The sequence below is a fragment of the Nocardia sp. FDAARGOS_372 genome (assembly GCF_002554515.1).
Taxonomy (GTDB): Bacteria; Actinomycetota; Actinomycetes; order Mycobacteriales; family Mycobacteriaceae; genus Nocardia; species Nocardia farcinica.
The window spans coordinates 2,513,713-2,537,387 of record NZ_PDDW01000001.1 but is presented as its reverse complement, the minus strand read 5'-3'; the positions used below and the strand labels follow the sequence as shown (position 1 = coordinate 2,537,387).

23 protein-coding genes and 1 pseudogene are annotated in these 23,675 nt (G+C 71.6%); 16 read left to right on the top strand and 8 right to left on the bottom strand.

Annotated features, from left to right (window positions below):
• Positions 1-13 precede the first annotated feature (13 nt).
• The gene (locus tag CRM89_RS12170) at positions 14-586 is read right to left on the bottom strand and encodes a TetR/AcrR family transcriptional regulator (protein WP_098084043.1); all 573 of its coding nucleotides are present in this window, start codon (positions 584-586) and stop codon (positions 14-16) included.
• 102 nt (positions 587-688) lie between these two features.
• On the opposite strand from CRM89_RS12170, the gene CRM89_RS12165 reads away from it, so the two are divergent.
• Positions 689-1,912, top strand: coding sequence for an FAD-dependent monooxygenase (locus CRM89_RS12165; protein WP_098086964.1), 1,224 nt, complete (start codon positions 689-691; stop codon positions 1,910-1,912).
• 7 nt (positions 1,913-1,919) lie between these two features.
• On the opposite strand, the gene aroB is transcribed toward CRM89_RS12165, so the two are convergent.
• The 4 genes and pseudogenes from aroB to CRM89_RS12145 all read right to left on the bottom strand — a co-directional run bounded on the left by aroB (position 1,920) and on the right by CRM89_RS12145 (position 6,297).
• On the bottom strand, positions 1,920-3,041 hold the full coding sequence (gene aroB, locus CRM89_RS12160) for a 3-dehydroquinate synthase (RefSeq protein ID WP_011210170.1): 1,122 nt from the start codon (positions 3,039-3,041) through the stop codon (positions 1,920-1,922).
• An 806-nt stretch (positions 3,042-3,847) separates the two neighbouring features.
• Positions 3,848-4,510, bottom strand: a pseudogene (locus CRM89_RS31695) (shikimate kinase); the annotation flags it as partial.
• Complete coding sequence (gene aroC, locus CRM89_RS12150) at positions 4,507-5,724, bottom strand: chorismate synthase (protein WP_011210168.1); 1,218 nt, start codon at positions 5,722-5,724, stop codon at positions 4,507-4,509. The pseudogene CRM89_RS31695 and the gene aroC, both read right to left, overlap by 4 nt.
• 120 nt (positions 5,725-5,844) lie before the next feature.
• Positions 5,845-6,297: a prepilin peptidase gene (locus tag CRM89_RS12145; RefSeq protein WP_062954112.1), complete on the bottom strand. Its 453-nt coding sequence runs from the start codon at positions 6,295-6,297 to the stop codon at positions 5,845-5,847.
• A 234-nt stretch (positions 6,298-6,531) separates the two neighbouring features.
• On the opposite strand from CRM89_RS12145, the gene CRM89_RS12140 reads away from it, so the two are divergent.
• The 4 genes from CRM89_RS12140 (at position 6,532) to CRM89_RS12125 (ending at position 9,111) form a co-directional block, all read left to right on the top strand.
• Positions 6,532-7,659 carry a Xaa-Pro peptidase family protein gene (locus CRM89_RS12140; protein WP_172964506.1) on the top strand — a complete coding sequence of 376 codons (1,128 nt, stop codon included), beginning with the start codon at positions 6,532-6,534 and terminating at the stop codon, positions 7,657-7,659.
• A 33-nt stretch (positions 7,660-7,692) separates the two neighbouring features.
• On the top strand, positions 7,693-8,256 hold the full coding sequence (gene efp, locus CRM89_RS12135) for an elongation factor P (protein WP_011210165.1): 564 nt from the start codon (positions 7,693-7,695) through the stop codon (positions 8,254-8,256).
• A gap of 85 nt (positions 8,257-8,341) precedes the next feature.
• Complete coding sequence (gene nusB / locus CRM89_RS12130; protein WP_011210164.1) at positions 8,342-8,851, top strand: transcription antitermination factor NusB; 510 nt, start codon at positions 8,342-8,344, stop codon at positions 8,849-8,851.
• Complete coding sequence (locus CRM89_RS12125; protein ID WP_011210163.1) at positions 8,848-9,111, top strand: YciI family protein; 264 nt, start codon at positions 8,848-8,850, stop codon at positions 9,109-9,111. The genes nusB and CRM89_RS12125 overlap by 4 nt, the downstream gene beginning before the upstream one ends.
• A 310-nt stretch (positions 9,112-9,421) precedes the next feature.
• Here CRM89_RS12125 and CRM89_RS12120 read toward each other — a convergent pair whose 3' ends face one another.
• On the bottom strand, positions 9,422-10,408 hold the full coding sequence (locus tag CRM89_RS12120) for a zinc-binding dehydrogenase (RefSeq protein ID WP_098086962.1): 987 nt from the start codon (positions 10,406-10,408) through the stop codon (positions 9,422-9,424).
• 87 nt (positions 10,409-10,495) lie between these two features.
• On the opposite strand from CRM89_RS12120, the gene CRM89_RS12115 reads away from it, so the two are divergent.
• A complete protein-coding gene (locus CRM89_RS12115; RefSeq protein WP_098084041.1) occupies positions 10,496-11,071 on the top strand; it encodes a TetR/AcrR family transcriptional regulator in 576 nt (191 codons plus the stop codon).
• Between the two features lie 92 nt (positions 11,072-11,163).
• On the opposite strand, the gene CRM89_RS12110 is transcribed toward CRM89_RS12115, so the two are convergent.
• Positions 11,164-11,613: an SgcJ/EcaC family oxidoreductase gene (locus CRM89_RS12110; protein ID WP_011210160.1), complete on the bottom strand. Its 450-nt coding sequence runs from the start codon at positions 11,611-11,613 to the stop codon at positions 11,164-11,166.
• Positions 11,614-11,656: 43 nt separating this feature from the next.
• The gene (locus CRM89_RS12105) at positions 11,657-12,283 is read right to left on the bottom strand and encodes an alpha-ketoglutarate-dependent dioxygenase AlkB (protein ID WP_060593245.1); all 627 of its coding nucleotides are present in this window, start codon (positions 12,281-12,283) and stop codon (positions 11,657-11,659) included.
• 135 nt (positions 12,284-12,418) lie between these two features.
• Between CRM89_RS12105 and CRM89_RS12100 the strand changes: the two genes are divergently transcribed.
• The 10 genes from CRM89_RS12100 to gmk all read left to right on the top strand — a co-directional run bounded on the left by CRM89_RS12100 (position 12,419) and on the right by gmk (position 23,628).
• Entirely contained in the window at positions 12,419-13,264 is an 846-nt protein-coding gene (locus CRM89_RS12100) for a class I SAM-dependent methyltransferase (protein WP_098084040.1), read from the top strand.
• A 140-nt stretch (positions 13,265-13,404) separates the two neighbouring features.
• Positions 13,405-14,031, top strand: a complete 627-nt coding sequence (gene pyrR / locus CRM89_RS12095) for a bifunctional pyr operon transcriptional regulator/uracil phosphoribosyltransferase PyrR (RefSeq protein WP_060590131.1) — start codon at positions 13,405-13,407, stop codon at positions 14,029-14,031.
• 3 nt (positions 14,032-14,034) lie between these two features.
• Positions 14,035-14,994 carry an aspartate carbamoyltransferase catalytic subunit gene (locus tag CRM89_RS12090; RefSeq protein ID WP_011210156.1) on the top strand — a complete coding sequence of 320 codons (960 nt, stop codon included), beginning with the start codon at positions 14,035-14,037 and terminating at the stop codon, positions 14,992-14,994.
• A 31-nt stretch (positions 14,995-15,025) separates the two neighbouring features.
• Entirely contained in the window at positions 15,026-16,339 is a 1,314-nt protein-coding gene (locus tag CRM89_RS12085) for a dihydroorotase (RefSeq protein WP_098084039.1), read from the top strand.
• Positions 16,339-16,836 carry a hypothetical protein gene (locus tag CRM89_RS12080; protein WP_041560241.1) on the top strand — a complete coding sequence of 166 codons (498 nt, stop codon included), beginning with the start codon at positions 16,339-16,341 and terminating at the stop codon, positions 16,834-16,836. Before CRM89_RS12085 ends, CRM89_RS12080 begins: the two co-directional genes overlap by 1 nt.
• Positions 16,833-17,951, top strand: a complete 1,119-nt coding sequence (carA, locus tag CRM89_RS12075) for a glutamine-hydrolyzing carbamoyl-phosphate synthase small subunit (RefSeq protein ID WP_011210153.1) — start codon at positions 16,833-16,835, stop codon at positions 17,949-17,951. Before CRM89_RS12080 ends, carA begins: the two co-directional genes overlap by 4 nt.
• Positions 17,951-21,283, top strand: coding sequence for a carbamoyl-phosphate synthase large subunit (carB, locus tag CRM89_RS12070; protein WP_098084038.1), 3,333 nt, complete (start codon positions 17,951-17,953; stop codon positions 21,281-21,283). The genes carA and carB overlap by 1 nt, the downstream gene beginning before the upstream one ends.
• A gap of 17 nt (positions 21,284-21,300) precedes the next feature.
• Positions 21,301-22,125, top strand: a complete 825-nt coding sequence (gene pyrF, locus CRM89_RS12065) for an orotidine-5'-phosphate decarboxylase (RefSeq protein ID WP_098084037.1) — start codon at positions 21,301-21,303, stop codon at positions 22,123-22,125.
• A 592-nt stretch (positions 22,126-22,717) separates the two neighbouring features.
• Positions 22,718-23,038 carry an integration host factor, actinobacterial type gene (gene mihF / locus CRM89_RS12060; protein ID WP_011210150.1) on the top strand — a complete coding sequence of 107 codons (321 nt, stop codon included), beginning with the start codon at positions 22,718-22,720 and terminating at the stop codon, positions 23,036-23,038.
• Between the two features lie 8 nt (positions 23,039-23,046).
• The gene (gmk, locus tag CRM89_RS12055; RefSeq protein ID WP_098084036.1) at positions 23,047-23,628 is read left to right on the top strand and encodes a guanylate kinase; all 582 of its coding nucleotides are present in this window, start codon (positions 23,047-23,049) and stop codon (positions 23,626-23,628) included.
• The last annotated feature ends 47 nt before the right edge of the window (positions 23,629-23,675 follow it).

The following is a 23,675-nucleotide window of genomic DNA, read 5'->3' as shown; positions in this document are numbered from 1 at the left end:
GGCGGGGCGCGGCTCAGTACCCGCGCAGGGCCGCCACCGCGCGGCTGAGGTCCTCGCCGTCGAGTCGGCTCGCGGTGGGCGCCGTGAGCCGGAGTACCGCGGCGCCCTGGAACAGCGTGAACAGGAGTTTGGCGAGCGCGCGGGCCTGGTCGGGGGAGAGCGCGGTGTGGGTGTCGGTGAGCGCACGGGCGAGGTCGTCGTAGGCGTGTTCGGTCGCCGCGGCCAGATACTGCGCGTCGTCGTCGGAGCGGGCGATCCGCACCAGGTTCTCCATGCTCAGCAGCATGCTTTCGTGGTGGTCGTCGAGGATGGCGCATAGGCCGTCCCAGGTGGGGCCGATGGTCTCCGCGAACGGCCGGTCGTTGTCCGCGGCGCGGATGACCTCCTCCATGCGGTCGCCGACATCCTCGCCCATGCCTTCGGTCAGCGCCTCGGTGATGAGGCGGTCCTTGGATCCGAAGTGATAGCCGATGGCGGCCAGGCTCACCCCGGCGGCCGCGGCGATATCGCGGGCCGTCACCTTCGCCAGACCGCGTTCGAGGATCGCTTTCCGCGCTCCGTCCAGCAGGTCTTCACGGTTTCCCATGACCGCAGGTTAGCAGCGTCTCAGACATTTGTACTAGACGAATGTGTCACCCTCTGTTAGACATTTGTCTTACACAAACGTTCAAGCAGGGAAGTGATCGTGATGAGCAAGTTGCACGTGCTGGTCAGCGGCGGTGGCATCGCCGGGAACGCGGTGGCGCTGGCATTGATTCGCTCCGGAATCCGGACCACCGTCGTGGAGCGGGCCGCCGCGCCGCGGCCGGGCGGGCAGGCGGTGGACCTGCGCGGACCCAGCCGCGAGGTGGCCGAGCGGATGGGATTGATGCCGGGCATCACCCGCCACCGCATCGATGAGCGGGGGATGTCCTACGTGGATGGACGCGGGCGCGCCTGGGTGCGGATGCCCGTGGCGATGTTCGAGGGCAAGGGGCCGATCGCCGAGATCGAGATCACCCGCGGCGATCTCAACCGGGTACTGCTGGACGCGCTGGCCGCGGCTCCCGGCCGACTCGACTACCGCTACGGCGAGTCGATCGACACACTGCGTCCCGACGACGCCGGGGTGACGGTCGGCTTCACCTCCGGTGCCACCGGGCGCTTCGACCTGGTCATCGGCGCCGACGGCGTGCACTCGGCCACCAGGCGCCTGGCGTTCGGCCCGGAGGAGAACTACAAGACCTACCTCGGTGGCTACACCTCGTACTTCACCCTGCCCACACCCGCCGGCGTCGAGCCCGGCTGGCTGGCGATGCACACGGTGCCGGGGGCGGCGCTGGGCATTCGCCCCGATGCCGAGCCGGGCACCGCGAAAGCCGTGATCATGCTGCGCACGGCGGCCGATCCGGCATTGCGCGGCGACGTGACCGCCCAGCAGCAGCTCATCCGCCGCATGTTGCACGGCGCGGGCTGGCTGACACCGACCGTGCTCGACGCGATGGACACGGCGTCCGACTTCTACTTCGACGAGCTGGCCCGCATCGATATGCCGAGCCTGTCCACCGGACGGGTCGTGCTGCTCGGCGACGCGGGCTACTGCGGCTCACCGCTGTCGGGCATGGGAACCGCGATGGCACTGGTCGGTGCCTACCTGCTCGCCGGGGAACTCGCGGCCGATCCGGACGATCCGATGGGCGGGCTCGCGCGCTACGAGGCGCGGGTCACGCCGTTCCTGGACAAGGCCAAGGAGCTGCCGGGTGGTGGGCTGGCGATGATGGTGCCCACCACCCGTGCCGGCGTGGCGCTCACCCGCCTGGTGACCCGGGCGATGGTCGCGCGGCCCTTCCGCCCGCTGCTGCTCGCCATGATGAGCGGCACCGACGACTACGAACTGCCCTCGTACGCCACCGATTCCGCGGACCGGCGGTGAGCGCCGCTCAGAGCAGGATCGCGCCGCCGCTGGGGCTCTCCTCGCGGGCGATGGCCGAGTAGGCGGCCGCCAGCAGGGACGGATCGGGGCCCTCCAGCCGCCCCGGCTTGGCGAGCCCGTCGAGCACGACGAACCGCAGCACGCCCGAGCGGGTCTTCTTGTCGGTCTGCATCGCATCGAGCAGCTGCGGCAGCGCGTCGGCGTCATAGGTGGTGGGCAGGCCCACGGCCTCGAGGATGGTGCGGTGCCGGTCGGCGGTCGCGTCGTCGAGACGCCCGGCCAGGCGACCCAGTTCGGCGGCGAAGACCAGACCCACGGCCACCGCCGCGCCGTGGCGCCACCGGTACCGCTCGCGACGTTCGATGGCGTGGCCGAGAGTGTGGCCGTAGTTGAGGATCTCGCGCAGGCTCGATTCCTTCAGATCGGCGGCCACCACATCGGCCTTGACCTGGATCGCCCGCCGGATCAGCTCCGGCAGCACCGGACCGGCCGGGTCGAGGGCGGCCTGCGGGTCGCGTTCCACCAGTTCGAGGATCACCGGATCGGCGATGAAGCCCGCCTTGATGATCTCGGCCATGCCCGCGACGATCTCGTTGCGCGGCACCGTCTCCAGGGTCGCCAGGTCCACCAGCACGGCCGTCGGTTCGTGGAAGCAGCCGACCAGGTTCTTGCCCGCCTCGGTGTTGATGCCGGTCTTGCCGCCGACGGCGGCGTCGACCATCGCCAGCAGCGTGGTCGGCACGTGCACGATCCGCACCCCGCGCATCCAGGTGGCGGCCACGAAACCGGCCAGATCGGTGGCGGCGCCGCCACCGAGGCTGACCACCACATCGTTGCGGGTCAGCCCGATCCGGCCCAGCACCTCCCAGCAGAAGCCGGCGACGGCCAGATCCTTGCCCGCTTCGGCGTCCGGGATCTCCACCCGGTGCGCGTCGATACCCGTGTCCGCCAGGGCCTTTCGCACCACCTCGGCGGTTTCGGCCAGCGGCGGTTGGTAGAAGATCGCGACGGTGCGCACGCCGGAGGTGGCGCCGGTGACCGACTCGACGAGTTCGCCGAGCAGCCCGCGGCCGATGATCACCGGGTACGGGTCGGCGGTGCGGACCTGGATACGACTCGGCTCTGTCACGACTGCTGCTCCGATTCTGTTCGTGCCTGCTTGGGTGCGCGCCCGCGAGCGCGCCGGGCGCGAGCGCGCCGGCTGCGCCCGCCGGTGGAGGTCGATCCGCCCGCACCGGAACGGGGAGCGGAAGAGGTTGCGGTACTGGGCTTCTCGTCGGCGCTCGACGGGGACCGTGGCGCGGAGAGCTCGCGCGGATCCGCCCCGTCGTGCTGCGGGATATGGGCGTCCGGACCGTCGGGACCGGGGCCGGTCGCCGCGTCGTTCGCGGGCCGGTCCGCAGGCGCGCGTGTGCTGCGGGGAGCGGCATGACGGGTGCGGTCACCGGACCGGTGTGCGCGCGGCCGGTCGGGGGAGCGGTCGGGCCGGCCGGGTGTGGACGCGGCGGTGTCGGTCGTCTCGTCGGCGGGCGGAGCGTCGGAGGTCGTCACGCGGTCTCTGCGGTCGGTCGACGTCGGATCGGTGCTGCGGCCGCGGCGCCGTCGTGGTCGTCGGCGGACGGGGGCGCGTCCCGGCGTGCTCGCGTGGTGCCGGGCATCGCGGGTCGAATCCTGGTCGGCGCCGGGAGTTTCCGTGGGCATCGCCGTTGCGGAAGCCGTGGGGTCCGGTGAGCTGCCCGGCGTCGGGGCGGCCGGTCGATCCGCGGTGGGGGACTCGGCTGCCGGTCCTGCCGCGTCCTGCGCGGCCGAGCGGGTCGGCGGCGGGGCCGGGTCCGGCGCGGTCGTGGCCGCGGGGGTGAGGCTGCCCGAACCGTCGACGACCTGCCCGGCCGCCGCCGATGACGGCGCGTCGGGGTCCGGCGTGCCGCCCTCGGCGGCGGCGCGTCGGCGGGCTGCCGCCCGGGCACGGGCGCGTCGGCGGGCGCGAGAACGACTGCCCGCTCGCGAGTTCGGCGCGGCCGGCGAGGCGGTGTTCTCGGCCGGTTCGGGCTCCGTCGCCGGGACCACCGGGTCGATGCCGAGCTTCGTCAGGATCATCCGGACCACCCGGCTGGGGCTGCGGCCGTCGGTGCGCACGCGCACCGTGGCGACCTCCCGGTAGAGCGGGCGCCGGGTGCGCATCAGCTCGCGGTACTTCGCGCCGGGGTCGTCGCCGTTGAGCAGCGGGCGCTGGTTGCTCGCGCCGGTGCGGCGCAGCCCCTCGGCCACGCTGATCTCCAGATACACCACGGTGCGGTTGCGCAAGAGCGCCCTGGTGTTCGCCGACAACACCGCGCCCCCGCCGAGGGAGACCACGCCGCGTTCGGCGAGGATCGCCCGGCGCACCACGCGCTCCTCGATCCGGCGGAACTCGGGCTCGCCGTCGGCGGCGAAGATCTCCGGGATGGTGCGACCGGTCTCGCGTTCGATCCCGGCGTCGGTGTCGTAGAGGTCGACGCCCAGTTCTTTCGCGAGCTTGCGGCCGATCGTGGATTTGCCCGCCCCCGGCGGTCCGACCAGCACCACACGCGGCGCGCGCGGGTCGGTCTGGACGATCATTGCGGCCGACTGTCCGCCGGGACGTGCGGGCGGGTGCTGATCCGCTTGACGTAGCTGGTGATGTTGTCGACGGTCTCGGTGAGCGAGTCGCCGCCGAACTTCTCCAGCGCGGCCTGGGCGACGACCAGCGCCACCATCGCCTCGGCCACCACACCGGCGGCGGGCACCGCGCACACGTCCGAGCGCTGGTGGATGGCCACCGCCTCCTCGCCGGTGGTCATGTCGACGGTCGCCAGCGCGCGCGGCACCGTGGAGATCGGCTTCATCGCCGCGCGCACCCGCAGCGGCTCGCCGTTGGTCATGCCGCCCTCGAGGCCGCCCGCCCGGTTGGTGGACCGCAGTACACCGTCCGGGCCGGGACGCATCTCGTCGTGCGCCTGGCTGCCGCGGCGGCGCGCGGTCTCGAAACCGTCGCCGACCTCGACGCCCTTGATCGCCTGGATGCCCATCAGCGCGGCCGCCAGGCGCGAGTCGAGACGGTTTTCCCCGCTGGTGAAGGAGCCGAGCCCGACCGGAAGGCCCTCCACGATCACCTCGACGACACCGCCGAGGGTGTCGCCGTCCTTCTTGGCGGCCTCGATCTCGGCGATCATCGCGGCCTCGGCCGCGGCGTCGAACGCGCGCACCGGACTCTCGTCGACGGTGGCGAGATCCGCCGCGGTGGGGACGACGCCGGTGGTGTTGGCGGCCGTGCCGATGGCGACGACGTGCGAGACGACCTCGACACCGAGCGCCTGGCGCAGGAAGTTGCGCGCCACCGTGCCCGCCGCCACGCGGGCCGCGGTCTCGCGGGCACTTGCCCGTTCGAGCACGTTGCGCGCATCGTCGAAGTTGTACTTGAGCATGCCCGAGTAGTCGGCGTGCCCGGGGCGCGGCCGGGTGAGCGGCGCGTTGCGGGCCAGGTCGGCGAGTTCGGCCGGGTCGACCGGATCGGCGGACATGACGGTGGTCCACTTCGGCCATTCGGAGTTGGCCACCTCGATGGCGACCGGACCGCCCATGGTGCGGCCGTGCCGCACGCCGCCGACCATGGTGACCTTGTCGGCCTCGAACTTCATACGGGCGCCGCGCCCGTAACCGAGCCTGCGGCGCGCGAGCTGTGCGGAGATGTCCTCGGAGGTCACCTCGACGCCCGCGACCATCCCCTCCAGGATGGCGACGAGAGCAGGACCATGGGATTCTCCGGCAGTTATCCAGCGCAGCACGGCTTCCATCCTTTCATGTCGGCGCCGGTGTTCCGGCATCCGGTCCGCCGTGACGACGGGCACGTCGTGGGGGTGAACGAGGGGGACGTCTTGTCCATCGCGGTGCGCACCCGGGCCGTTGCCGCGCGATCACCCGGCGACGGGCAGGAGCGCGAGGAGCGTCGCCGCGCACATGGCGGGCCCGTGCGGCAACCGCCGGTCGGCGGGGGAGCCCCGGGCCGCGGGCCCGCGCGCGCCGAGCACCACCAGCCCGACCGCCGCGGTGAGCAGCGGCCCACCCAACGCCGCGGCCACCCACGCCGTCGACCCGCCCAATCCCGCCGCCGCGCCCAGCCCCACCGCGAGCTTCGCATCACCCGCGCCGCAGGCGGTCGGCGCGAGCAGGTGGACGAGCAGGTAGGGCAGTGCCAGCAGGAGCGCACCGCCGAGCGCGACACCGAGCCGCCCGGAGCCGGCGGCGTAGCCGAGTACCGCCGCGGCCCCGATCCCGGTCAGCACGTTGGGCAATCGGCGGGTGCGCAGATCGATGACGGTGAGTGCCGCGCACCAGGCGGCCAGCAGGACGAACGCGAACGAGGTCATGACGACCAGCGTCGATGACCGAGGGCCGGTGCGGGGCCGCGCATTCCGGAACTGTGGATGACCGAACGGATTGTGAACAGACGCCGAGCACGATTGCCGTCGGCGGGGCGCACGGGCCAGGCCAGGATCGCACCTCCCGCCGAGGTCGGCAGCCGGTCGCGGCGTCGTCCGTACCGGCGCACCGCCGCCCGTGTTGCCGTTCGCGCGTCGTGGGCCGGGCGGTAGCTTGGAGCCATGTCTGCTGATCCCGCGGGCCTGGTGCCCGACTACGCCGCGCGCCGGGGCGCGTTGCGCAGTCTGCTGGTGGAGAACGAGGTCGACGCCCTGCTGGTCACCGATCTGGTGAACATCAGGTACCTCACCGGCTTCACCGGCTCCAACGCCGCCCTGCTCGTGCACTCGTGGGACATGCGCAACGCCGAGGACCGCACGGTGCTCGGCACCGACGGCCGCTATCGCGACCAGGTCGCCGCCCAGGTGCCGGACCTGCGCGCCGAGATCGCCCGGGCCACCGCTCGGCGCATCGTCGAGCTGGCCGGGGAATGGCAGCTGGGCCGGATCGGCTTCGAGAGCCACGTCCTCACCGTCGATCAGCACCGCGGCTTCGTCGAGCAGCGCACCGGACTGGAGTTCGTCGCCACCCCCGGGCTGGTCGAACAGCTGCGCATGGTCAAGGACGCCTACGAGGTCGAACAGCTGCGCCGCGCCTGCGCGGCGGGCGACGCCGGGCTGGCCGCCCTGCTGGCTCGCGGTGGCCTGCGCCCGGGCCGCACCGAACGCCAGGTCGCCCGCGACCTCGAATGGGCCATGTTCGAGCACGGTGCCGAGGCGGTCTCGTTCGAGACCATCGTCGCCACCGGAATCAACTCCGCGATCCCGCATCACCGGCCCACCGACGCGGTGCTCGCCCCCGGCGATTTCGTGAAGATCGATTTCGGCGCCGTCGTGGACGGCTACCACTCCGACATGACCCGCACCTTCGTGCTCGGCCACGCCGCCGACTGGCAGCGCGAGGTATACGAGCTGGTCGCCGAGGCACAGCGGGCCGGGAGCAAGGCGCTGCGGCCCGGCGTCGCCGCGGGCGAGGTGGACGCCGCGTCCCGCTCGGTGATCGAGGCGGCGGGCCACGGCAAGCTGTTCGTGCACGGCCTCGGGCACGGGGTCGGACTGCGCATCCACGAAGCGCCCGGAATCGCCAAGAACGCGCCCGGTACACTTCTCTCCGGCGTGGCGGTGACCGTCGAACCAGGTGTGTACTTTCCCGGCCGCGGCGGGGTCCGGATCGAGGACACGCTCGTGGTGCGTGAAGGGGGCCCGGAGCTGCTCACCCACACCAGCAAAGACCTGACCGTCGTCGATTGACGCCGGTAGCCGAGAACAGGAGATCCGAAGACAGTGGCGGACACCAGCGACTTCAAGAACGGCCTCGTGCTGAAGATCGACGGTCAGCTCCAGCAGATCGTCGAATTCCAGCACGTCAAGCCGGGTAAGGGCCCTGCCTTCGTGCGGACCAAGCTGAAGAACGTCGTGTCCGGCAAGATCGTCGACAAGACGTTCAACGCGGGCGTGAAGGTCGAGACCGCGACCGTGGACCGGCGCGACATGACCTACCTTTACCACGACGGCTCGGACTACGTCTTCATGGACGGCGAGACCTTCGACCAGATCTCGATCTCCGAGGCCACCATCGGCTCGAGCGCGCGTTTCCTGCTGGAGAACATGGCGGTGCAGGTCGCGATGCACGAGGGCGCGCCGCTCTACGTCGAGCTGCCGGTCTCGGTCGAGCTCGAGGTGACCCACACCGACATCGGCCTGCAGGGCGACCGGTCTACCGGCGGCACCAAGCCCGCCACCCTGGAGACCGGCGCCGAGGTGCAGGTGCCGCTGTTCATCAACACCGGCGACAAGCTGCGCATCGACTCGCGCGACGGCAGCTACCTCGGCCGGGTCAACGCCTGATCCACGACCTCCGCGGCGGTAGCCGGATTCGCCCGTGGGCGGGACCGGCTACCGCTTCCATGTGTACAGACGGGATGATGTGACTGTGGCCGAACAGCCCGCGGACAAGAAGTCCACGTTCAAGAAGCTCGGCGCCCGGCACAAGGCCCGGCGGCGCGCGGTGGATCTGTTGTTCGAGGCGGAGGCCCGCGACGTCGACGCCGCGGACCTGCTGACCGAGCGCGCCGATCTGGCCACCCGGGACCAGTCGGTCGCCCCGCTGCACGCCTACACCCGCACCCTGGTGGAGGGCGTGGCCGACGAGCTCGAGCGCGTCGACGGCACCATCGAGTCCTATCTGCAGGACTGGACGCTGTCGCGGTTGCCCGCCGTCGACCGGGCGATCCTGCGGGTGGCGGTGTGGGAGCTGTTCCACGCCACCGATGTGCCGCCGGTGGTGGCCGTCGACGAGGCGGTGGAGCTGGCCAAGGAGCTGTCCACCGACGACTCGCCGTCGTTCGTCAACGGGGTGCTCGGCCAGGTCGTGCTGGTGGCACCGCAGGTGCGCGCCGCGGCGGCGGCGACCAGGGCGCCGCGACAGGAGCCCGAGGCGTGACCAAATATCTCGTGCTGGCGATGCGCACGCCGCGCTACACCGACGCGGTGATCGAACCGCACCGACAGTTCCTGCGCGAGCTGCTCGATGGCGGCCGGCTCGTGGAGAGCGGCAAGTTCTGCGACGGTAGCGGCGGCGCGTATGTGGTGCTCGCCGAGAGCCTGGACGACGCGCGGGCGCTGGCGTTCGCCGATCCGCTGCATGTCACGGGCGCCTCGGAGCTGACCGTGTACGAGTGGGAGATCACCGTCTCCGCCTGAGCGGCAACCGGTTCCGTCCCGTCGGCTCCCGCCGGGGGTGTACGGGACCGGCGGGAGCCCACCGTCCGCCGCTGTGGCGGACGGCGTCGGGAACCACGCCCGGCCCGGAGGGCGCCGAGCGCGACACCGATCCTGCAACCTCGACCGCACTCGAGGTCAAGCCGACGGTCGAGATCGGTCGCGATCGCTGCCGTGAGCCGGGCTCACGGCCGGCCTCCCTCACCGAGGGGGTGCGGCCGGTATGTCGGCACGCGGAGTACTCGTACCGCCGATGGCTCCCCCGAACCGGACCCGGTGCGGGAGCCGCCGATCATCGGTCCGCGGTGAGGGTTTCGGGCCGCAGCAGCACACTGCCCAGCGGGCTTCGCGATTCGACCAGCCGGTGTGCGGCCGCGGCCTCGCCGAGGGGCAGGACCGTTTGGACGTGGTCGCGCGGACCGGCCACGGCCTCGGCGAGGACGCGCGGTCCCGCCGCGCCGACCCGCGCCGACCAGTGCGGGCCCGAGCAGCCGACCAGCGTGAGTCCGCGCGCGAGGACGTCCGCGGCGCTGATCTGGGCCGGCGCGCCGGAGAGCAGGCCGTAGACCAGCATGCGACCGCGCAGCGGGGTCATCAGGTCGAGCAGGGTGCGGGCGGACTCGCCACCGATGGCGTCGAAGACGACGTCGAGGGTCGTCCCGTCGAGTGCGGAGCGCAGGCGTTCGGGCCAGTCCGGCTCGTTGTGATCGATCACGGTGTCCGCGCCGAGGTCGGCGGCTCGCGCCAGTTTGGCCGCTCCTCCGGCCGTGGCGATGACGCGCGCGGCACCTCCTGCCTTGGCGTGACGCACCAAGTGGGCGCCGATGCCCGTCGCGCCCGCCTGTACCAGCACCGTTTCGGAACCGGTGAGTGCGGCGGTCTCCAGCAGCACCGTGGCCACGCTGCCCGGCATGAGCAACGCGGCGGCGGTGTCGGTGTCCAGGCCGTCCGGGATCGGCGTGGCGGCCTCGGCCCGTGCCGCCACGTACTCCGCGTAACTGCCGGTGCCGTCGGTCTGGGCGACCACCCGGGCGCCCAGCAGCGCGGGATCGGCGCCCGCGCCCACCTCGACGACGGTGCCCGCGGCCTGGAAGCCGAAGACCAGCGGCGGCGCGATCGCGGTCGGGAACTGCCCCGACCGCAGCATCAATTCCGGCCACAGCACCGGGATCGCCTCCGTCCGGACGAGGATCTGCCCCGCGCCGGCGCGCGGCGCCGGTACTTCGGTGGCGACCAGGACCTCCGGTCCGCCGGTTGCCGTCATTACGATTGCCCGCATCGAGAACTCCATAAGTTGACTGTTGGTCCAGTTGATTGCCGAACGTATGGACCTGCGGTCAACTTGTCAACGGCCGAGGAGGATGTCATGGCGGAGGGCCGGGCGCGCGAACGCGCGGACGCCGCGCGCAACCGGCGGGCGATCCTGGCCGCCACCAGGGCGCTGCTCGCCGAACACGGCGCCGAGGGCGTCACGATGGAACGGGTGGCCGCGGTCGCGGGGGTGGGCAAGGGCACGATCTTCCACCGGTTCGGCAGCCGGGCGGGTCTGCTCCAGGAGCTGATGGCCGAACCCGCGCTGGCGCTGCGGGAAGCGGTCGCCTCCGGACCTCCGCCGCTGGGGCCGGGCGCTCCGCCCGCGGACCGGTTGGTGGCATTCTTCGCCGCCATGACCGAGCTGGTGACCGACAACGTCGAACTGGTCGCCGCCTACAACGCGGTCCCGCCGCATCCACGACGCGACGAATTCCACGCGTTCTGGGCCGAGCACGTCACCGACCTGCTGCGCCAAGCGCGCCCCGACATCGACGCCGAGGCGGTCGGCACCCTGCTGTTCGCGGCGCTCGGCGCCGAGCCGGTGGCGGCGATGGTGCGGGCCGGGCAGGCCGAGCGGGTGTCGGCCGCGATGCGCGAGGTGGTGCTGTCGCTGGTCCGCGGCACCTGACCCGACGGGCCCCGCGCCGCCGCCGGATCGGGCCGCGGAACCCGACGCCCGATCGTCCGCGGCCGAGCGCCGCGACCGTGCCGCCCGGACGCTCAATCCTTGTGCGGGACAAGCGTGTTCTGACGCGCGGCGGTCCACCACCGGCCGTTCTCGCGGATCAGCACGTACAGTGCGATCATCGCGGGTTCGCGATCGATGAGCTCGCCGTCGGCGGTCGTCGCGCGGGCGACCTTGTGGGCGAGCGCGACATCGGGCCGCAGGAAGACGATGTCGGTGACGTCGTAGCGCACGTACTGGTCTTTCAGGAAGCCCGCGAGCCCGGCCCGGTTGGCCGCCAGCAGCGCCGCCCGGCCCGAGATCCGGGTGCCGACCGCGTTCACCACGGTCGCGTCCGGGGTGAAGTCGGCGGTCATCAGCTCGGCGTCGTTGGTGTTGTAGGCCGTCTCGACGCGCTCGACGATGCGGCGGATCTCGGTGATGTCGGCGGTGTGGTCGTGATCGTCGTGCTGGACGACGCGCGGCGCGGTGCTCTCGATGGTCATGCCCTCAGGCTGGTACCTGAACCGCGCTCGAGGTCAAGCGCCGTCACAGCACGCCGCGTGGGCGGAACTGGACGCTGATGCGCGGGCCGACCGGTTTACGGGTCTTGGGCACCGCGTGTTCCCAGGTGCGCTGGCACGACCCGCCCATCACGAGCAGGTCGCCGTGCCCGACCTCGAAGCGCAGGCTCGTACCCCCGCCACGCGGTCGCAGCGCCAAGGCGCGGGGTGCGCCCAACGAGACGATCGCGACCATCGTGTCGTGGGTACCGCCGCGGCCGATGGTGTCGCCGTGCCAGGCGACGCTGTCGCGACCGTCGCGGTAGAAGCACAGGCCCGCGGTGCGGAAGGGCTCGCCGAGTTCGGCCGCGTAGTGCTCGCTGAGTGCGGCACGGGCCTCGGCGAGCACCGGATCGGGCAGCTCGGCCTGTTCGGGGTAGTGGCACAGCAGGCGGGGGACATCGACGACGCGGTCGTACATCGGGCGCCGCTCGGCCTGCCACGGCACGTCCCGCACCAGTCGGTCGAAGAGGATGTCCGCGCCGGTGAGCCAGCCGGGCAGCAGGTCGATCCACGCGCCCCGGCCGAGGATCGTGCGGCGTGCGGCGGCGAGCGGGCCGAGTTCGACCTCGCCGAATCCGTCGAGCAGGGAACCCTGCAACCATGCCGTCACCTGCACGATCCTACCGCCATTCGAACATATGTGCACACGGCGCGGGTGGCGGAAATCGGTCTGTGCCGTTCCGCCGCCGCGGGCGGGATGGTTCGCCTACCGTCGAAGGGGACGGCCGAACGGGGAGGGATCGCGATGACGGGTACGGCGCCGCGGGCGGGTGTGGCGATGACGGCGATCGGCGTCGCGGTCATCCGGGCGCGCGAGTCCGCCCGGCCCGACCGGCTCTACGACGATCCGCTGGCCACGGTGTTCGTGGCAGCGGCCCGCGCCCAATTCGTCGGCACTCCCGACGGCGACGACCGCTGGGCGAGCATGCTCGATCTCGCCGATGCCTTCTACGAGGGCCGCACGGTCAGCGTGCGGCTCGTCGACGACGGTGTGCGCGCCGCGATCGCGGCGGGCTGCGCGCAGTTCGTCCTGCTCGGCGCGGGTTTGGACACCCGCGCATTCCGGATGCCGTTGCCCGCGCACGCGCGGTTCTTCGAGATCGACCTGCCGGAACTGTTCGCGTTCAAGGAATCCGTGCTGGCCCAGGCCGGTGCGCGTCCGGTGTGCGAGCGGATCGTGCTCCCCGCCGATCTGCGCGGCGACTGGGGTAACGCCTTGCGGGACAGCGGATTCCGGCCCGAGGTGCCCACGCACTGGATCGATGAGGGCGTGCTGGCCTATCTCGGTACCGATGCGGCCTGGGCGGTCGCCGACACCCTCACCGAATTGTCCGCGCCGGGCAGCACCTTCGAGGTCGGGCGTTTCGTGGTGCCCTCGGCGGAACCGAAGTACGCGGCGTTGCGGGAGCTGGTGCGCGGCGGGCGGCGGTCGTCGGGGACGCCGGGGCTCGGCCCCGACGCGGAGGCCGGCTTGGCCGCGCGCGGCTGGCGCACCAGCTTCCGGTCCTGGGACGAGCTCATCGCGCCGCTCGGCCGCGGGGAGGCCACCGGCGATCTGGACGCGGGCCTGCTGCTGGCGGTCAAGCGCTGACGTGCGCCCGCTCACACTCGCCGCGTGGGGCAGCTCACAGCGCGTGTACCTGGTGAAAGCGCTGTCCGGAGCGCTGTTAGGCTGCTTGCCGTAAGACATCCTTTAACGGACCGTCCGGTGAGGCGGGGAAGGAGGTCGGCATGGCTGTGCCCGGAGATCGGGCCGCCAAGTCCGCCGAGCAGTCGCAGCGGCACACACCCGAATGGGTGGCCGCCGGGCGGGAGCTGTTGTCGGCTTCCGATGTCGGCAGGACCGTCGCGCGGATGGCGCATCAGATCATCGAGAAGACCGCGCTGGACGCGGGCGATGCCGGCGCTCCGCGGGTGGTGCTGATCGGCATCCCGACCCGCGGCACCACGTTGGCCGCGCGGCTCACCGACAAGATCGAGGAATTCTCCGGCGTGCGCCCCGCCCTCGGCTCGCTGGACATCACCCTGTACCGCGACGATCTGCGCACCCGCCCGCACCGGCCGCTGGAACGGACCTCCGTGCCCGAGGGCGGCATCGAGGACGCGCTGGTGGTGCTGGTCGACGACGTGCTCTTCTCCGGACGCACGGTGCGCTCGGCACTGGACGGCCTGCGCGATCTGGGCAGGCCGCGCGCGGTGCAGCTGGCCGTGCTGGTCGACCGCGGCCACCGCGAGCTGCCGATCCGCGCCGACTACGTGGGCAAGAACGTGCCCACCTCCCGCAGCGAGGACATCTCGGTGCTGCTCACCGAGCACGACGGTCGCGACGGCGTCTACCTCCACCACGAGGAGGGCTAGCCGGTGCGACATCTGCTGAGCGTGACCGATCTGGATCGCACCGCCGCCACCGAGCTGCTCGACGAGGCCGAACGCTTCGAACAGGCGCTGCTCGGACGCGAGGTGCACAAGCTGCCGACGCTGCGCGGACGCACCGTGATGACGGTCTTCTACGAGAACTCCACGCGCACCCGGGTGTCCTTCGAGGTGGCGGGCAAGTGGATGAGCGCCGACGTCATCAACGTCAGTGCGAGTTCGTCCTCGGTGTCCAAGGGTGAGTCGCTGCGCGACACCGCGCTCACCCTGCACGCCGCGGGCGCGGACGCGCTGATCGTGCGCCATCCCGCCTCCGGCGCCGCCCATCAGATCGCGCGGTGGATGGACGGGTGGGCGCGCGAGTCGGGCCGCTCCCACGGTCCGGCGATCGTCAACGCGGGCGACGGCATGCACGAGCACCCCACCCAGGCCCTGCTGGACGCGCTGACCCTGCGGCAGCGCCTCGGCGACATCGAGGGCAAACGGGTGGTCATCGTCGGCGACATCCTGCACAGCCGGGTCGCCCGCTCGAACGTCTTCCTGCTGCACACCCTCGGCGCGGAGGTGGTGCTGGTCGCGCCGCGCACGCTGCTGCCGGTGGGCGTACAGAGCTGGCCGGCCCGCGTCTCCCACCACCTCGACGCCGAACTGCCCGGCGCCGACGCGGTGCTGATGCTGCGGGTCCAGGCCGAACGCATGAACGGCGGGTTCTTCCCGTCGGCGCGGGAGTACTCGGTCAACTACGGCCTCTCCGAGCGCAGGCTCGCGCTGCTGGCCGAGCACGCGGTGGTGATGCACCCCGGGCCGATGCTGCGCGGCATGGAGATCGCCTCCGCGGTCGCGGATTCGCCGCAGGCCGCCGTCCTGCAGCAGGTGACCAACGGTGTGCACCTGCGGATGGCGGTGCTGTTCCGGCTGCTGGTCGGGGCGCAGGAGGCGATCGCGTGAACGGCGGGGCACACGACCGGGAGGAGCGGGCATGAGTGGACTGTTGATCAAGGGCGCCGTCCTCTACGGCGAGGGTGAGCCGGTCGACGTCTTCGTCGACGAGGGCGAGATCCGCCAGATCGGCACGGACCTGGGCGTGGTGGACGCCGAGATCGTCGAGGCGCGCGGCCAGGTGCTGCTGCCCGGCTTCGTCGATCTGCACACCCACCTGCGCGAGCCCGGCCGCGAGGACACCGAGACCATCGAGACGGGCTCGGCCGCGGCCGCACTGGGCGGCTACACCGCGGTGTTCGCGATGGCGAACACCAACCCGGTGGCCGACTCGGTGGTCGTCACCGACCATGTGTGGCGGCGCGGTCAGGAGGTCGGGCTGGTCGACGTGCACCCGGTGGGCGCGGTGACGGTCGGACTGGCGGGCAAGCAACTGGCCGAGATGGGCACGATGGCCGCCGGGGTCGGCGGGGTGCGGATGTTCTCCGACGACGGGCACTGCGTCTACGACCCGCTGATCATGCGCCGCGCGCTGGAGTACTCGAACTCCCTCGGCGTGCTGATCGCCCAGCACGCCGAGGAGCCGCGACTGACCAAGGGCGCGGTCGCCCACGAGGGCCCGACGGCGGCGCGCCTGGGGCTCGCGGGCTGGCCGCGCGCGGCCGAGGAATCGATCGTGGCCCGCGACGCGCTGCTGGCCCGGGACGCGGGCGCGCGCGTGCACATCTGCCACGCCTCCACCGCGGGCACCGCAGAGCTGGTGAAATGGGCCAAGGCGCAAGGTATTTCGATCACCGCCGAGGTCACCCCGCACCACCTGCTGCTGGACGACTCGCGACTGGAGACCTACGACGCGGTCAACAAGGTGAACCCGCCGCTGCGGGAGGCCTCCGACACGGCGGCACTGCGCGCGGCGCTGGCCGAGGGCATCATCGATTGCGTCGCCACCGACCACGCCCCGCATGCCGAGCAGGACAAGTGCTGCGAGTTCGCCGCCGCCCGCCCCGGCATGCTCGGTCTGGAGACCGCCCTGTCGATCGTCGTCGAGACGATGGTGCGGCCCGGGCTGCTGGACTGGCGGGGAGTGGCGCGGGTGATGAGCGAGCGGCCCGCCGAGATCGTCGGCCTCGACGACCAGGGCCGTCCGATCGCGGTCGGCGAGCCCGCCAACCTGGTGCTGGTGGATCCGGACGCGACCTGGACGGTGCGCGCGAGCGAGCTGGCCAGCATCTCGAACAACACCCCGTTCGAGGAGATGACCTTCCCGGCCAGGGTGACCATGACACTGCTGCGCGGACGGATCACCGCCCGTGCCGGTCGCGCGGCGCAGCCGCAGGGCGCGGGAGGTGCGTGATGGAACGAACACTGTGGGTGCTGGGTTGCCTGGTGCTGTTCCTGCTCGGCCTGTGGCTGATGTACCGGGGGTGGCAGAACCGGGCCGCGCGCCAGGCCGAGCGCATCGGCGAACTGCCGCCGGTGCCCGCCGAGCTGGGCGCGCAGTTGCTGGAGCCGACCACCGGCCTGTACCTGGGCAGCACCATCGCACCCAGCTGGCAGGACCGGATCGCGGTCGGTGATCTCGGGTTCCGCGCCACCGCGGAACTGACGAAGTTCGAACGCGGAATTCTGCTCGAACGCAGCGGCGCCGCGGCCATCTGGATTCCGAGCGAATCCGTGACGGCCGTGCGCACCGAACGCGGACACGCGGGCAAAGTGATGACGGAAGATGGAGTGCTGGTAATTCGCTGGAAGCTGCCGACCGGAACCGAGATCGATACCGGGTTCCGCGGCGACGACAAGACGGTGTACCCGGCGTGGGCCGCGTCGATGACGGGAGAAGAGGAGAGATGAGCGCAGACACTGCAGCCGCCCTGGTGCTCGAGGACGGCCGGGTGTTCCGCGGCACGGCCTACGGAGCGGTCGGGCAGACCCTCGGTGAGGCGGTGTTCTGCACCGCGATGACCGGGTACCAGGAGACCCTGACCGACCCGAGCTACCACCGCCAGATCGTGGTGGCCACCGCGCCGCAGATCGGCAACACCGGCTGGAACGACGAGGACGACGAATCGCAGCGGATCTGGGTCGCCGGATACGCGGTGCGCGATCCCGCGCGCCGGGTCTCCAACTGGCGCGCCACCCGGTCGCTGCCCGACGAGCTGGACCGCCAGGGCATCGTCGGCATCGCCGGCATCGACACCCGTGCCCTGGTGCGCCACCTGCGCACCCGCGGCTCGATGAAGGCGGGCATCTTCTCCGGCGCCGCCCTCGCCGACGCCGAGGAACTGCTGGCCCGGGTGACCGGGCAGCCCTCGATGCTGGGCGCCGACCTGGCCGAGGAGGTCAGCACCGACGGGGTCTACACGATCGAGCCGACCGGCGATCACCGCTTCACCGTCGTCGCCGTCGACCTCGGCATCAAGACCAACACCCCGCGCATGTTCGCCCAGCGCGGTATCCGGGTACACGTCGTGCCCTCGACCACCTCGCTCGACCAGGTGCTGGAGCTGAAGCCGGACGGGGTCTTCCTGTCCAACGGGCCCGGCGACCCGGCCACCCAGAACGACGCGGTCGCGATCACCCAGGGCGTGCTCGAACGGGGCGTGCCGCTGTTCGGCATCTGCTTCGGCAACCAGATCCTGGGCCGCGCGCTGGGCCGGGAGACCTACAAGATGAAGTTCGGCCACCGCGGCATCAACATCCCGGTCGTCGAGCACGAGACCGGCCGCATCTCGATCACCGCGCAGAACCACGGGTTCGCGCTGGAAGGGGAGCGGGGCGAGCAGTTCGACACCCCGTTCGGCCGCGCCGAGATCAGCCACGTGTGCGCCAACGACGGCACCGTCGAGGGGGTGCGCCTGCTCGACGGCCGCGCCTTCTCGGTGCAGTACCACCCCGAGGCCGCCGCGGGTCCGCACGATGCCGCATATCTGTTCGACCGCTTCGCCGGTCTCATGGAAGGAGCCTGATGCCACGCCGCGAGGATCTGAAGCACATCCTGGTGATCGGCTCGGGCCCGATCGTCATCGGCCAGGCCTGCGAGTTCGACTACTCCGGCACCCAGGCGTGCCGGGTGCTCAAGTCCGAGGGCCTGCGCGTGTCGCTGGTGAACTCGAACCCGGCCACGATCATGACCGATCCCGAGTTCGCCGACGCCACCTACGTCGAGCCGATCACCCCCGAATTCGTCGAGAAGGTCATCGCCAAGGAGCGCCCCGACGCGATCCTGGCGACCCTCGGCGGGCAGACCGCGCTCAACACCGCGGTCGCGCTGCACGAGCGCGGCGTGCTGGAGAAGTACGGCGTCGAACTGATCGGCGCCGACTTCGACGCCATCCAGCGCGGTGAGGACCGGCAGAAGTTCAAGGACATCGTCGCCAAGGTCGGCGGTGAGAGCGCCCGCTCGCGGGTCTGCTTCACCATGGACGAGGTCCGCGAGACCGTCGCCGAACTGGGCTTCCCGGTCGTCGTGCGGCCCTCGTTCACCATGGGCGGGCTCGGCTCGGGCATGGCCTACAACGACGAGGACCTGGACCGGATCGCCGGTGGCGGCCTGGCCGCCTCGCCGACCGCCAACGTCCTGATCGAGGAGTCCATCCTCGGCTGGAAGGAATACGAGCTCGAGCTCATGCGCGACGGCCGCGACAACGTCGTGGTGGTCTGCTCCATCGAGAACGTCGACCCGATGGGCGTGCACACCGGTGATTCGATGACCGTCGCGCCGGCGATGACCCTCACCGATCGCGAGTACCAGAAGCTGCGCGACCTGGGCATCGCCATCCTGCGCGAGGTCGGTGTCGACACCGGCGGCTGCAACATCCAGTTCGCGGTGAACCCGCGCGACGGCCGCCTGATCGTCATCGAGATGAACCCGCGCGTGTCGCGGTCCTCGGCGCTGGCCTCCAAGGCCACCGGCTTCCCGATCGCGAAGATCGCGGCCAAGCTGGCCATCGGCTACACCCTCGACGAGATCGTCAACGACATCACCAAGGAGACGCCGGCCTGCTTCGAGCCGACGCTGGACTACGTGGTGGTCAAGGCGCCGCGGTTCGCGTTCGAGAAGTTCCCGGGCGCCGATCCCACGCTGACCACCACCATGAAGTCGGTGGGCGAGGCGATGTCGCTTGGTCGCAACTTCGCCGAGGCGCTGGGCAAGGTGCTGCGGTCGCTCGAGACCAAGGCCGCCGGTTTCTGGACCCAGGACGACGGCCCGTGGGCGCCGGCCGACGGTGACGTGGCCGGGGCGATCGAGAAGATCCTCGCCGACCTGCGTGTCCCGACCGAGGGCCGGATCTACCAGGTGGAGCGGGCGCTGCGGCTCGGGGCGAGCATCGAGGACGTCGCCGCCGCCTCGGGCATCGACCCGTGGTTCGTGGCCGAGGTCGCCGGGCTGGTGGAGCTGCGCCGCGAGATCCTCGACGCGCCGGTGCTGGACGAGCCGCTGCTGCGGCGGGCCAAGTACCACGGCCTGTCCGACCGGCAGCTGGCCGCGCTGCGCCCGGAGCTGGCCGGGGAGAGCGGTGTCCGCGCGCTGCGGCACCGGCTCGGGGTGCGCCCGGTGTACAAGACCGTCGACACCTGCGCCGCCGAGTTCGAGGCCAAGACGCCCTACCACTACTCGGCCTACGAGCTGGATCCGGCCGCGGAGTCGGAGGTGGCGCCGCAGCGCGAGCGCGAGAAGGTCATCATCCTGGGGTCGGGCCCGAACCGCATCGGCCAGGGCATCGAGTTCGACTACTCCTGCGTGCACGCCGCGCAGACGCTGTCGGCCGCCGGCTACGAGACGGTGATGGTCAACTGCAACCCCGAGACCGTCTCCACCGACTACGACACCGCCGACCGGCTCTACTTCGAGCCGCTCACCTTCGAGGACGTGCTCGAGGTCTACCACGCCGAATGCGAGTCGGGCACCGTCGCCGGTGTCATCGTGCAGCTCGGCGGGCAGACCCCGCTCGGCCTGGCGCAGCGGCTCACCGAAGCCGGGGTGCCGGTGGTCGGTACCAGTGCCGCCGCTATCGACCTGGCCGAGGACCGCGGCGAGTTCGGTGACGTGCTGGTCGCCGCCGGGCTGCCCGCGCCGAAGTACGGCACCGCCACCACGGTCGAGCAGGCCAAGAAGATCGCGGCCGGGATCGGGTATCCGGTGCTGGTGCGCCCGTCCTACGTGCTCGGTGGCCGCGGCATGGAGATCGTCTACGACGAGAAGTCCCTGGAGGGCTACATCTCCCGCGCCACCGAACTCAATCCCGAGCACCCGGTGCTGGTCGACCGGTTCCTCGAGGACGCGATCGAGATCGACGTGGACGCGCTGTGCGACGGGGACGAGGTCTACCTCGGCGGTGTGATGGAGCACATCGAGGAGGCCGGCATCCACTCCGGCGACTCGGCGTGCGCGCTGCCCCCGATCACCTTGGGCCGCAGCGACATCGAGGCGGTGCGCCGCTCCACCGTCGCGCTGGCCAAGGGCATCGGGGTGCGCGGCCTGCTGAACGTGCAGTACGCGCTCAAGGACGACGTGCTCTACGTGCTCGAGGCCAATCCGCGCGCCAGCCGCACGGTGCCGTTCGTCTCCAAGGCCACCGCGGTGCCGCTGGCCAAGGCGGCGGCCCGGATCATGCTCGGCGCCACCATCGCCGAGCTGCGCAAGGAGGGCATGCTGCCGGAGACCGGCGACGGCGGACACGTGCCGCTGGAGGCGCCGGTGGCGGTGAAGGAGGCGGTGCTGCCGTTCCACCGCTTCCGTCGCGCCGACGGCAGCGGCGTGGACTCGCTGCTCTCGCCGGAGATGAAGTCGACCGGTGAGGTGATGGGCATCGACGCCGATTTCGGCACCGCCTTCGCCAAGAGCCAGACGGCCTCCTACGGCTCGCTGCCGACCGAGGGCACCGTGTTCGTCTCGATCGCCAACCGCGACAAGCGGGCGATGGTGTTCCCGGTCAAGCGGCTGCACGACCTCGGGTTCCGCATCCTGGCCACCGAGGGCACCGCGGAGATGTTGCGGCGCAACGGGATCCCGTGCGAGCGGGTGCGTAAGCACTCCGAGCCGGGCCCGGCCGACGAGCCGACGATCGTGGAGCAGATCCGCGACGGCGAGGTCGACATGGTGTTCAACACCCCGTACGGCAACTCCGGTCCGCGCGTGGACGGCTACGAGATCCGCACCGCCGCGGTGGGTGTGAACATTCCCTGCATCACCACGGTGCAGGGCGCGGCGGCCGCGGTGCAGGGCATCGAGGCCAGCATCACCGGCGGCATCGGCGTGCGGTCCCTGCAGGAACTGCACTCGGCACTGCGCGGGTGAGCGGGCACGGTGGCGGCGTGACCGGGTTCGGTACCCGGTTGCGCGCCGCGATGGACCGCTTCGGTCCGCTCTGCGTCGGCATCGACCCGCATCCGCCGCTGCTGGCGGACTGGGGGCTGACCGACGACGCCGAGGGTCTGGAGCGCTTCGCCGAGATCTGCGTGGAGGCCTTCGACGGCACCGTCGCGCTGGTGAAGCCGCAGGTCGCGTTCTTCGAGGCCTACGGCTCGGCGGGCATCGCCGTGCTCGAACGCACCATCGAGGTGTTGCGTGCCTCGGGCACCCTGGTGCTCGCCGACGCCAAGCGCGGTGACATCGGCTCCACCATGGCCGCCTACGCCCGCACCTGGCTCGGCGACGGACCGCTGGGTTCGGACGCGGTGACGGTGTCGCCGTATCTCGGATTCGGGTCGCTCGACCCGGCGCTGGAGCTGGCCGCGGCGGGCGGTCGGGGGGTGTTCGTGCTGGCCGCGACCTCCAATCCGGAGGGCGCGCAGGTGCAGACCGCCGTCGGCGCCGGCGGTCGCAGCGTCGCTCAGACGATGGTCGACGAGGTCGCGGCCCGCAACGCACGTGCGGAGTTCGGGTCGGTCGGCGTCGTGGTCGGCGCGACCCTCACCGCCGCGCCGGAGCTGGCCGGACTCAACGGCCCGATCCTGATGCCCGGCGTGGGGGCCCAGGGCGGTGGTCCCGCATCCGTGCGGGAGCTGGTGCCCGCGGACCTGCTTCCGGCGGTCGTGCCCAACGTCTCCCGCGAGGTGCTGCGGCACGGCCCGTCGGTGTCGGCTCTGCGCGAGCGGCTGGCCGCGCTCCAGGAGGACTTCGCGTTCCTGCGGAGGTGAGCAGTCCGCCCCGGGTCGGACCGGGGTTTGAAACGGCGCCGGAGTGGGTACAGTCCGCCGTGCTGCCCGCTGAACGGCGTTCTCCAGCGTCAACGCGGCTGGATCGATTCCGAGGTGCCCGGCGGCGCGTGCGCGCCGCACAGCGGCCGGCGGCCGCCGCGTCCTCCGACAGCCCCCGGGTGCCCGGCGCCCGGGGGCTGTTCGTCGTGCCCGGGCACCGTCCCGCCCCTCGAGACATGTGTTCGATGCGACACGCGGACGAAGTGTGCGACACGCGGGCGATTCGCAGAAAATTCCTGGTCGGAGGCTGATTGGTTGCCAGGCGCGCCCGGCCTGCCGTCGCTATCTGTGGGCAAACCGGGCGGCGTCTGAGAAAAACGCTGGTAGCGGCGTTTTCGGTGAAATCGGGAGTACGATCGCGGCTGTGACCGGAGCGCGCCGCGCATCCGGCCCCGCTCGCCCTTACGGCATGCGGAATCATGCGCTGACCTGGGGGGTGGGTTCGCAATCGGCGGACGTCGTGGGTACGGTCGCTGAGACCGTCGGCTCACCGGCGGTCAGTTGAAGCAATGAACGATGAGACGGAGGAACCGTGGCCCTTCCCCAGCTGACTGACGAGCAGCGCGCCGCTGCTCTGGAGAAGGCGGCTGCCGCTCGCCGCGCTCGGGCGGAGCTCAAGGAGCGCTTGAAGCGTGGCGGCACCGACCTGAAGAGCGTCCTCGCCGATGCCGAGACCGACGAGATCCTCGGCAAGATGAAGGTGTCGGCGCTGCTGGAGGCACTGCCCAAGGTCGGCAAGGTCAAGGCGGCCGAGATCATGAGCGAGCTGGAGATCGCCCCCACCCGCCGGCTGCGCGGACTCGGTGATCGGCAGCGCAAGGCGCTGCTGGCCCGGTTCGACTTCGACGCCTGATTCCGAGGGTGGTCGAACACACGCGGAAGGGTCGGCTGGTCGTGCTGGTCGGCCCCTCGGCCGTGGGGAAATCGACGGTCGTGCGGTGCGTGCGGGAACGCCTGCCCGAACTGGTCTTCAGTGTGTCGGCGACAACCCGGGCCCCCCGGCCCGGGGAGGTCGACGGCCGGGACTACCGGTTCGTCACCCGGGCCGAGTTCGACGCCATGATCGAGGCCGGTGAACTGCTCGAATGGGCGGAGATCCACGGCGGGTTGCAGCGCTCGGGTACCCCTGCCGCCCCGGTGCGCGAGGCACTGGCGACGGGCAAGAACGTGCTGCTCGAGGTGGATCTCGAAGGGGCGCGCTCGGTGCGCAAGGTCATGCCGGAGGCGCGGCTGGTCTTTCTGGCCCCGCCGAGCTGGGACGAACTCGTCGCCCGGCTCACCGCGCGCGGCACCGAAACACCCGAGGTGATCGCGCGCAGGCTGGAGACCGCCAGGATCGAACTCGCCGCCTGTGACGAGTTCGACAACGTCATCGTGAACGACGAGGTGACCAGCGCCTGCGAGCAGTTGGTATCGTTGTTCGTTAGCACAAATTCGAGATAGTGCCCGGTCCGGCGGCCGCCGCGTGCCGGCCGCCGACTCGGATCGCG

What these genes read in the sequence shown, in the direction of transcription:
- CRM89_RS12170 (WP_098084043.1), bottom strand. Translation starts at nt 586, where the DNA reads ATGGGAAACCGTGAAGACCTGCTGGACGGAGCGCGGAAAGCGATCCTC.
- CRM89_RS12165 (WP_098086964.1), top strand. Translation starts at nt 689, where the DNA reads ATGAGCAAGTTGCACGTGCTGGTCAGCGGCGGTGGCATCGCCGGGAAC.
- aroC (WP_011210168.1), bottom strand. Translation starts at nt 5,724, where the DNA reads ATGGAAGCCGTGCTGCGCTGGATAACTGCCGGAGAATCCCATGGTCCT.
- CRM89_RS12145 (WP_062954112.1), bottom strand. Translation starts at nt 6,297, where the DNA reads ATGACCTCGTTCGCGTTCGTCCTGCTGGCCGCCTGGTGCGCGGCACTC.
- CRM89_RS12140 (WP_172964506.1), top strand. Translation starts at nt 6,532, where the DNA reads ATGTCTGCTGATCCCGCGGGCCTGGTGCCCGACTACGCCGCGCGCCGG.
- CRM89_RS12120 (WP_098086962.1), bottom strand. Translation starts at nt 10,408, where the DNA reads ATGCGGGCAATCGTAATGACGGCAACCGGCGGACCGGAGGTCCTGGTC.
- CRM89_RS12115 (WP_098084041.1), top strand. Translation starts at nt 10,496, where the DNA reads ATGGCGGAGGGCCGGGCGCGCGAACGCGCGGACGCCGCGCGCAACCGG.
- CRM89_RS12110 (WP_011210160.1), bottom strand. Translation starts at nt 11,613, where the DNA reads ATGACCATCGAGAGCACCGCGCCGCGCGTCGTCCAGCACGACGATCAC.
- CRM89_RS12100 (WP_098084040.1), top strand. Translation starts at nt 12,419, where the DNA reads ATGACGGGTACGGCGCCGCGGGCGGGTGTGGCGATGACGGCGATCGGC.
- pyrR (WP_060590131.1), top strand. Translation starts at nt 13,405, where the DNA reads ATGGCTGTGCCCGGAGATCGGGCCGCCAAGTCCGCCGAGCAGTCGCAG.
- CRM89_RS12085 (WP_098084039.1), top strand. Translation starts at nt 15,026, where the DNA reads ATGAGTGGACTGTTGATCAAGGGCGCCGTCCTCTACGGCGAGGGTGAG.
- CRM89_RS12080 (WP_041560241.1), top strand. Translation starts at nt 16,339, where the DNA reads ATGGAACGAACACTGTGGGTGCTGGGTTGCCTGGTGCTGTTCCTGCTC.
- carA (WP_011210153.1), top strand. Translation starts at nt 16,833, where the DNA reads ATGAGCGCAGACACTGCAGCCGCCCTGGTGCTCGAGGACGGCCGGGTG.
- carB (WP_098084038.1), top strand. Translation starts at nt 17,951, where the DNA reads ATGCCACGCCGCGAGGATCTGAAGCACATCCTGGTGATCGGCTCGGGC.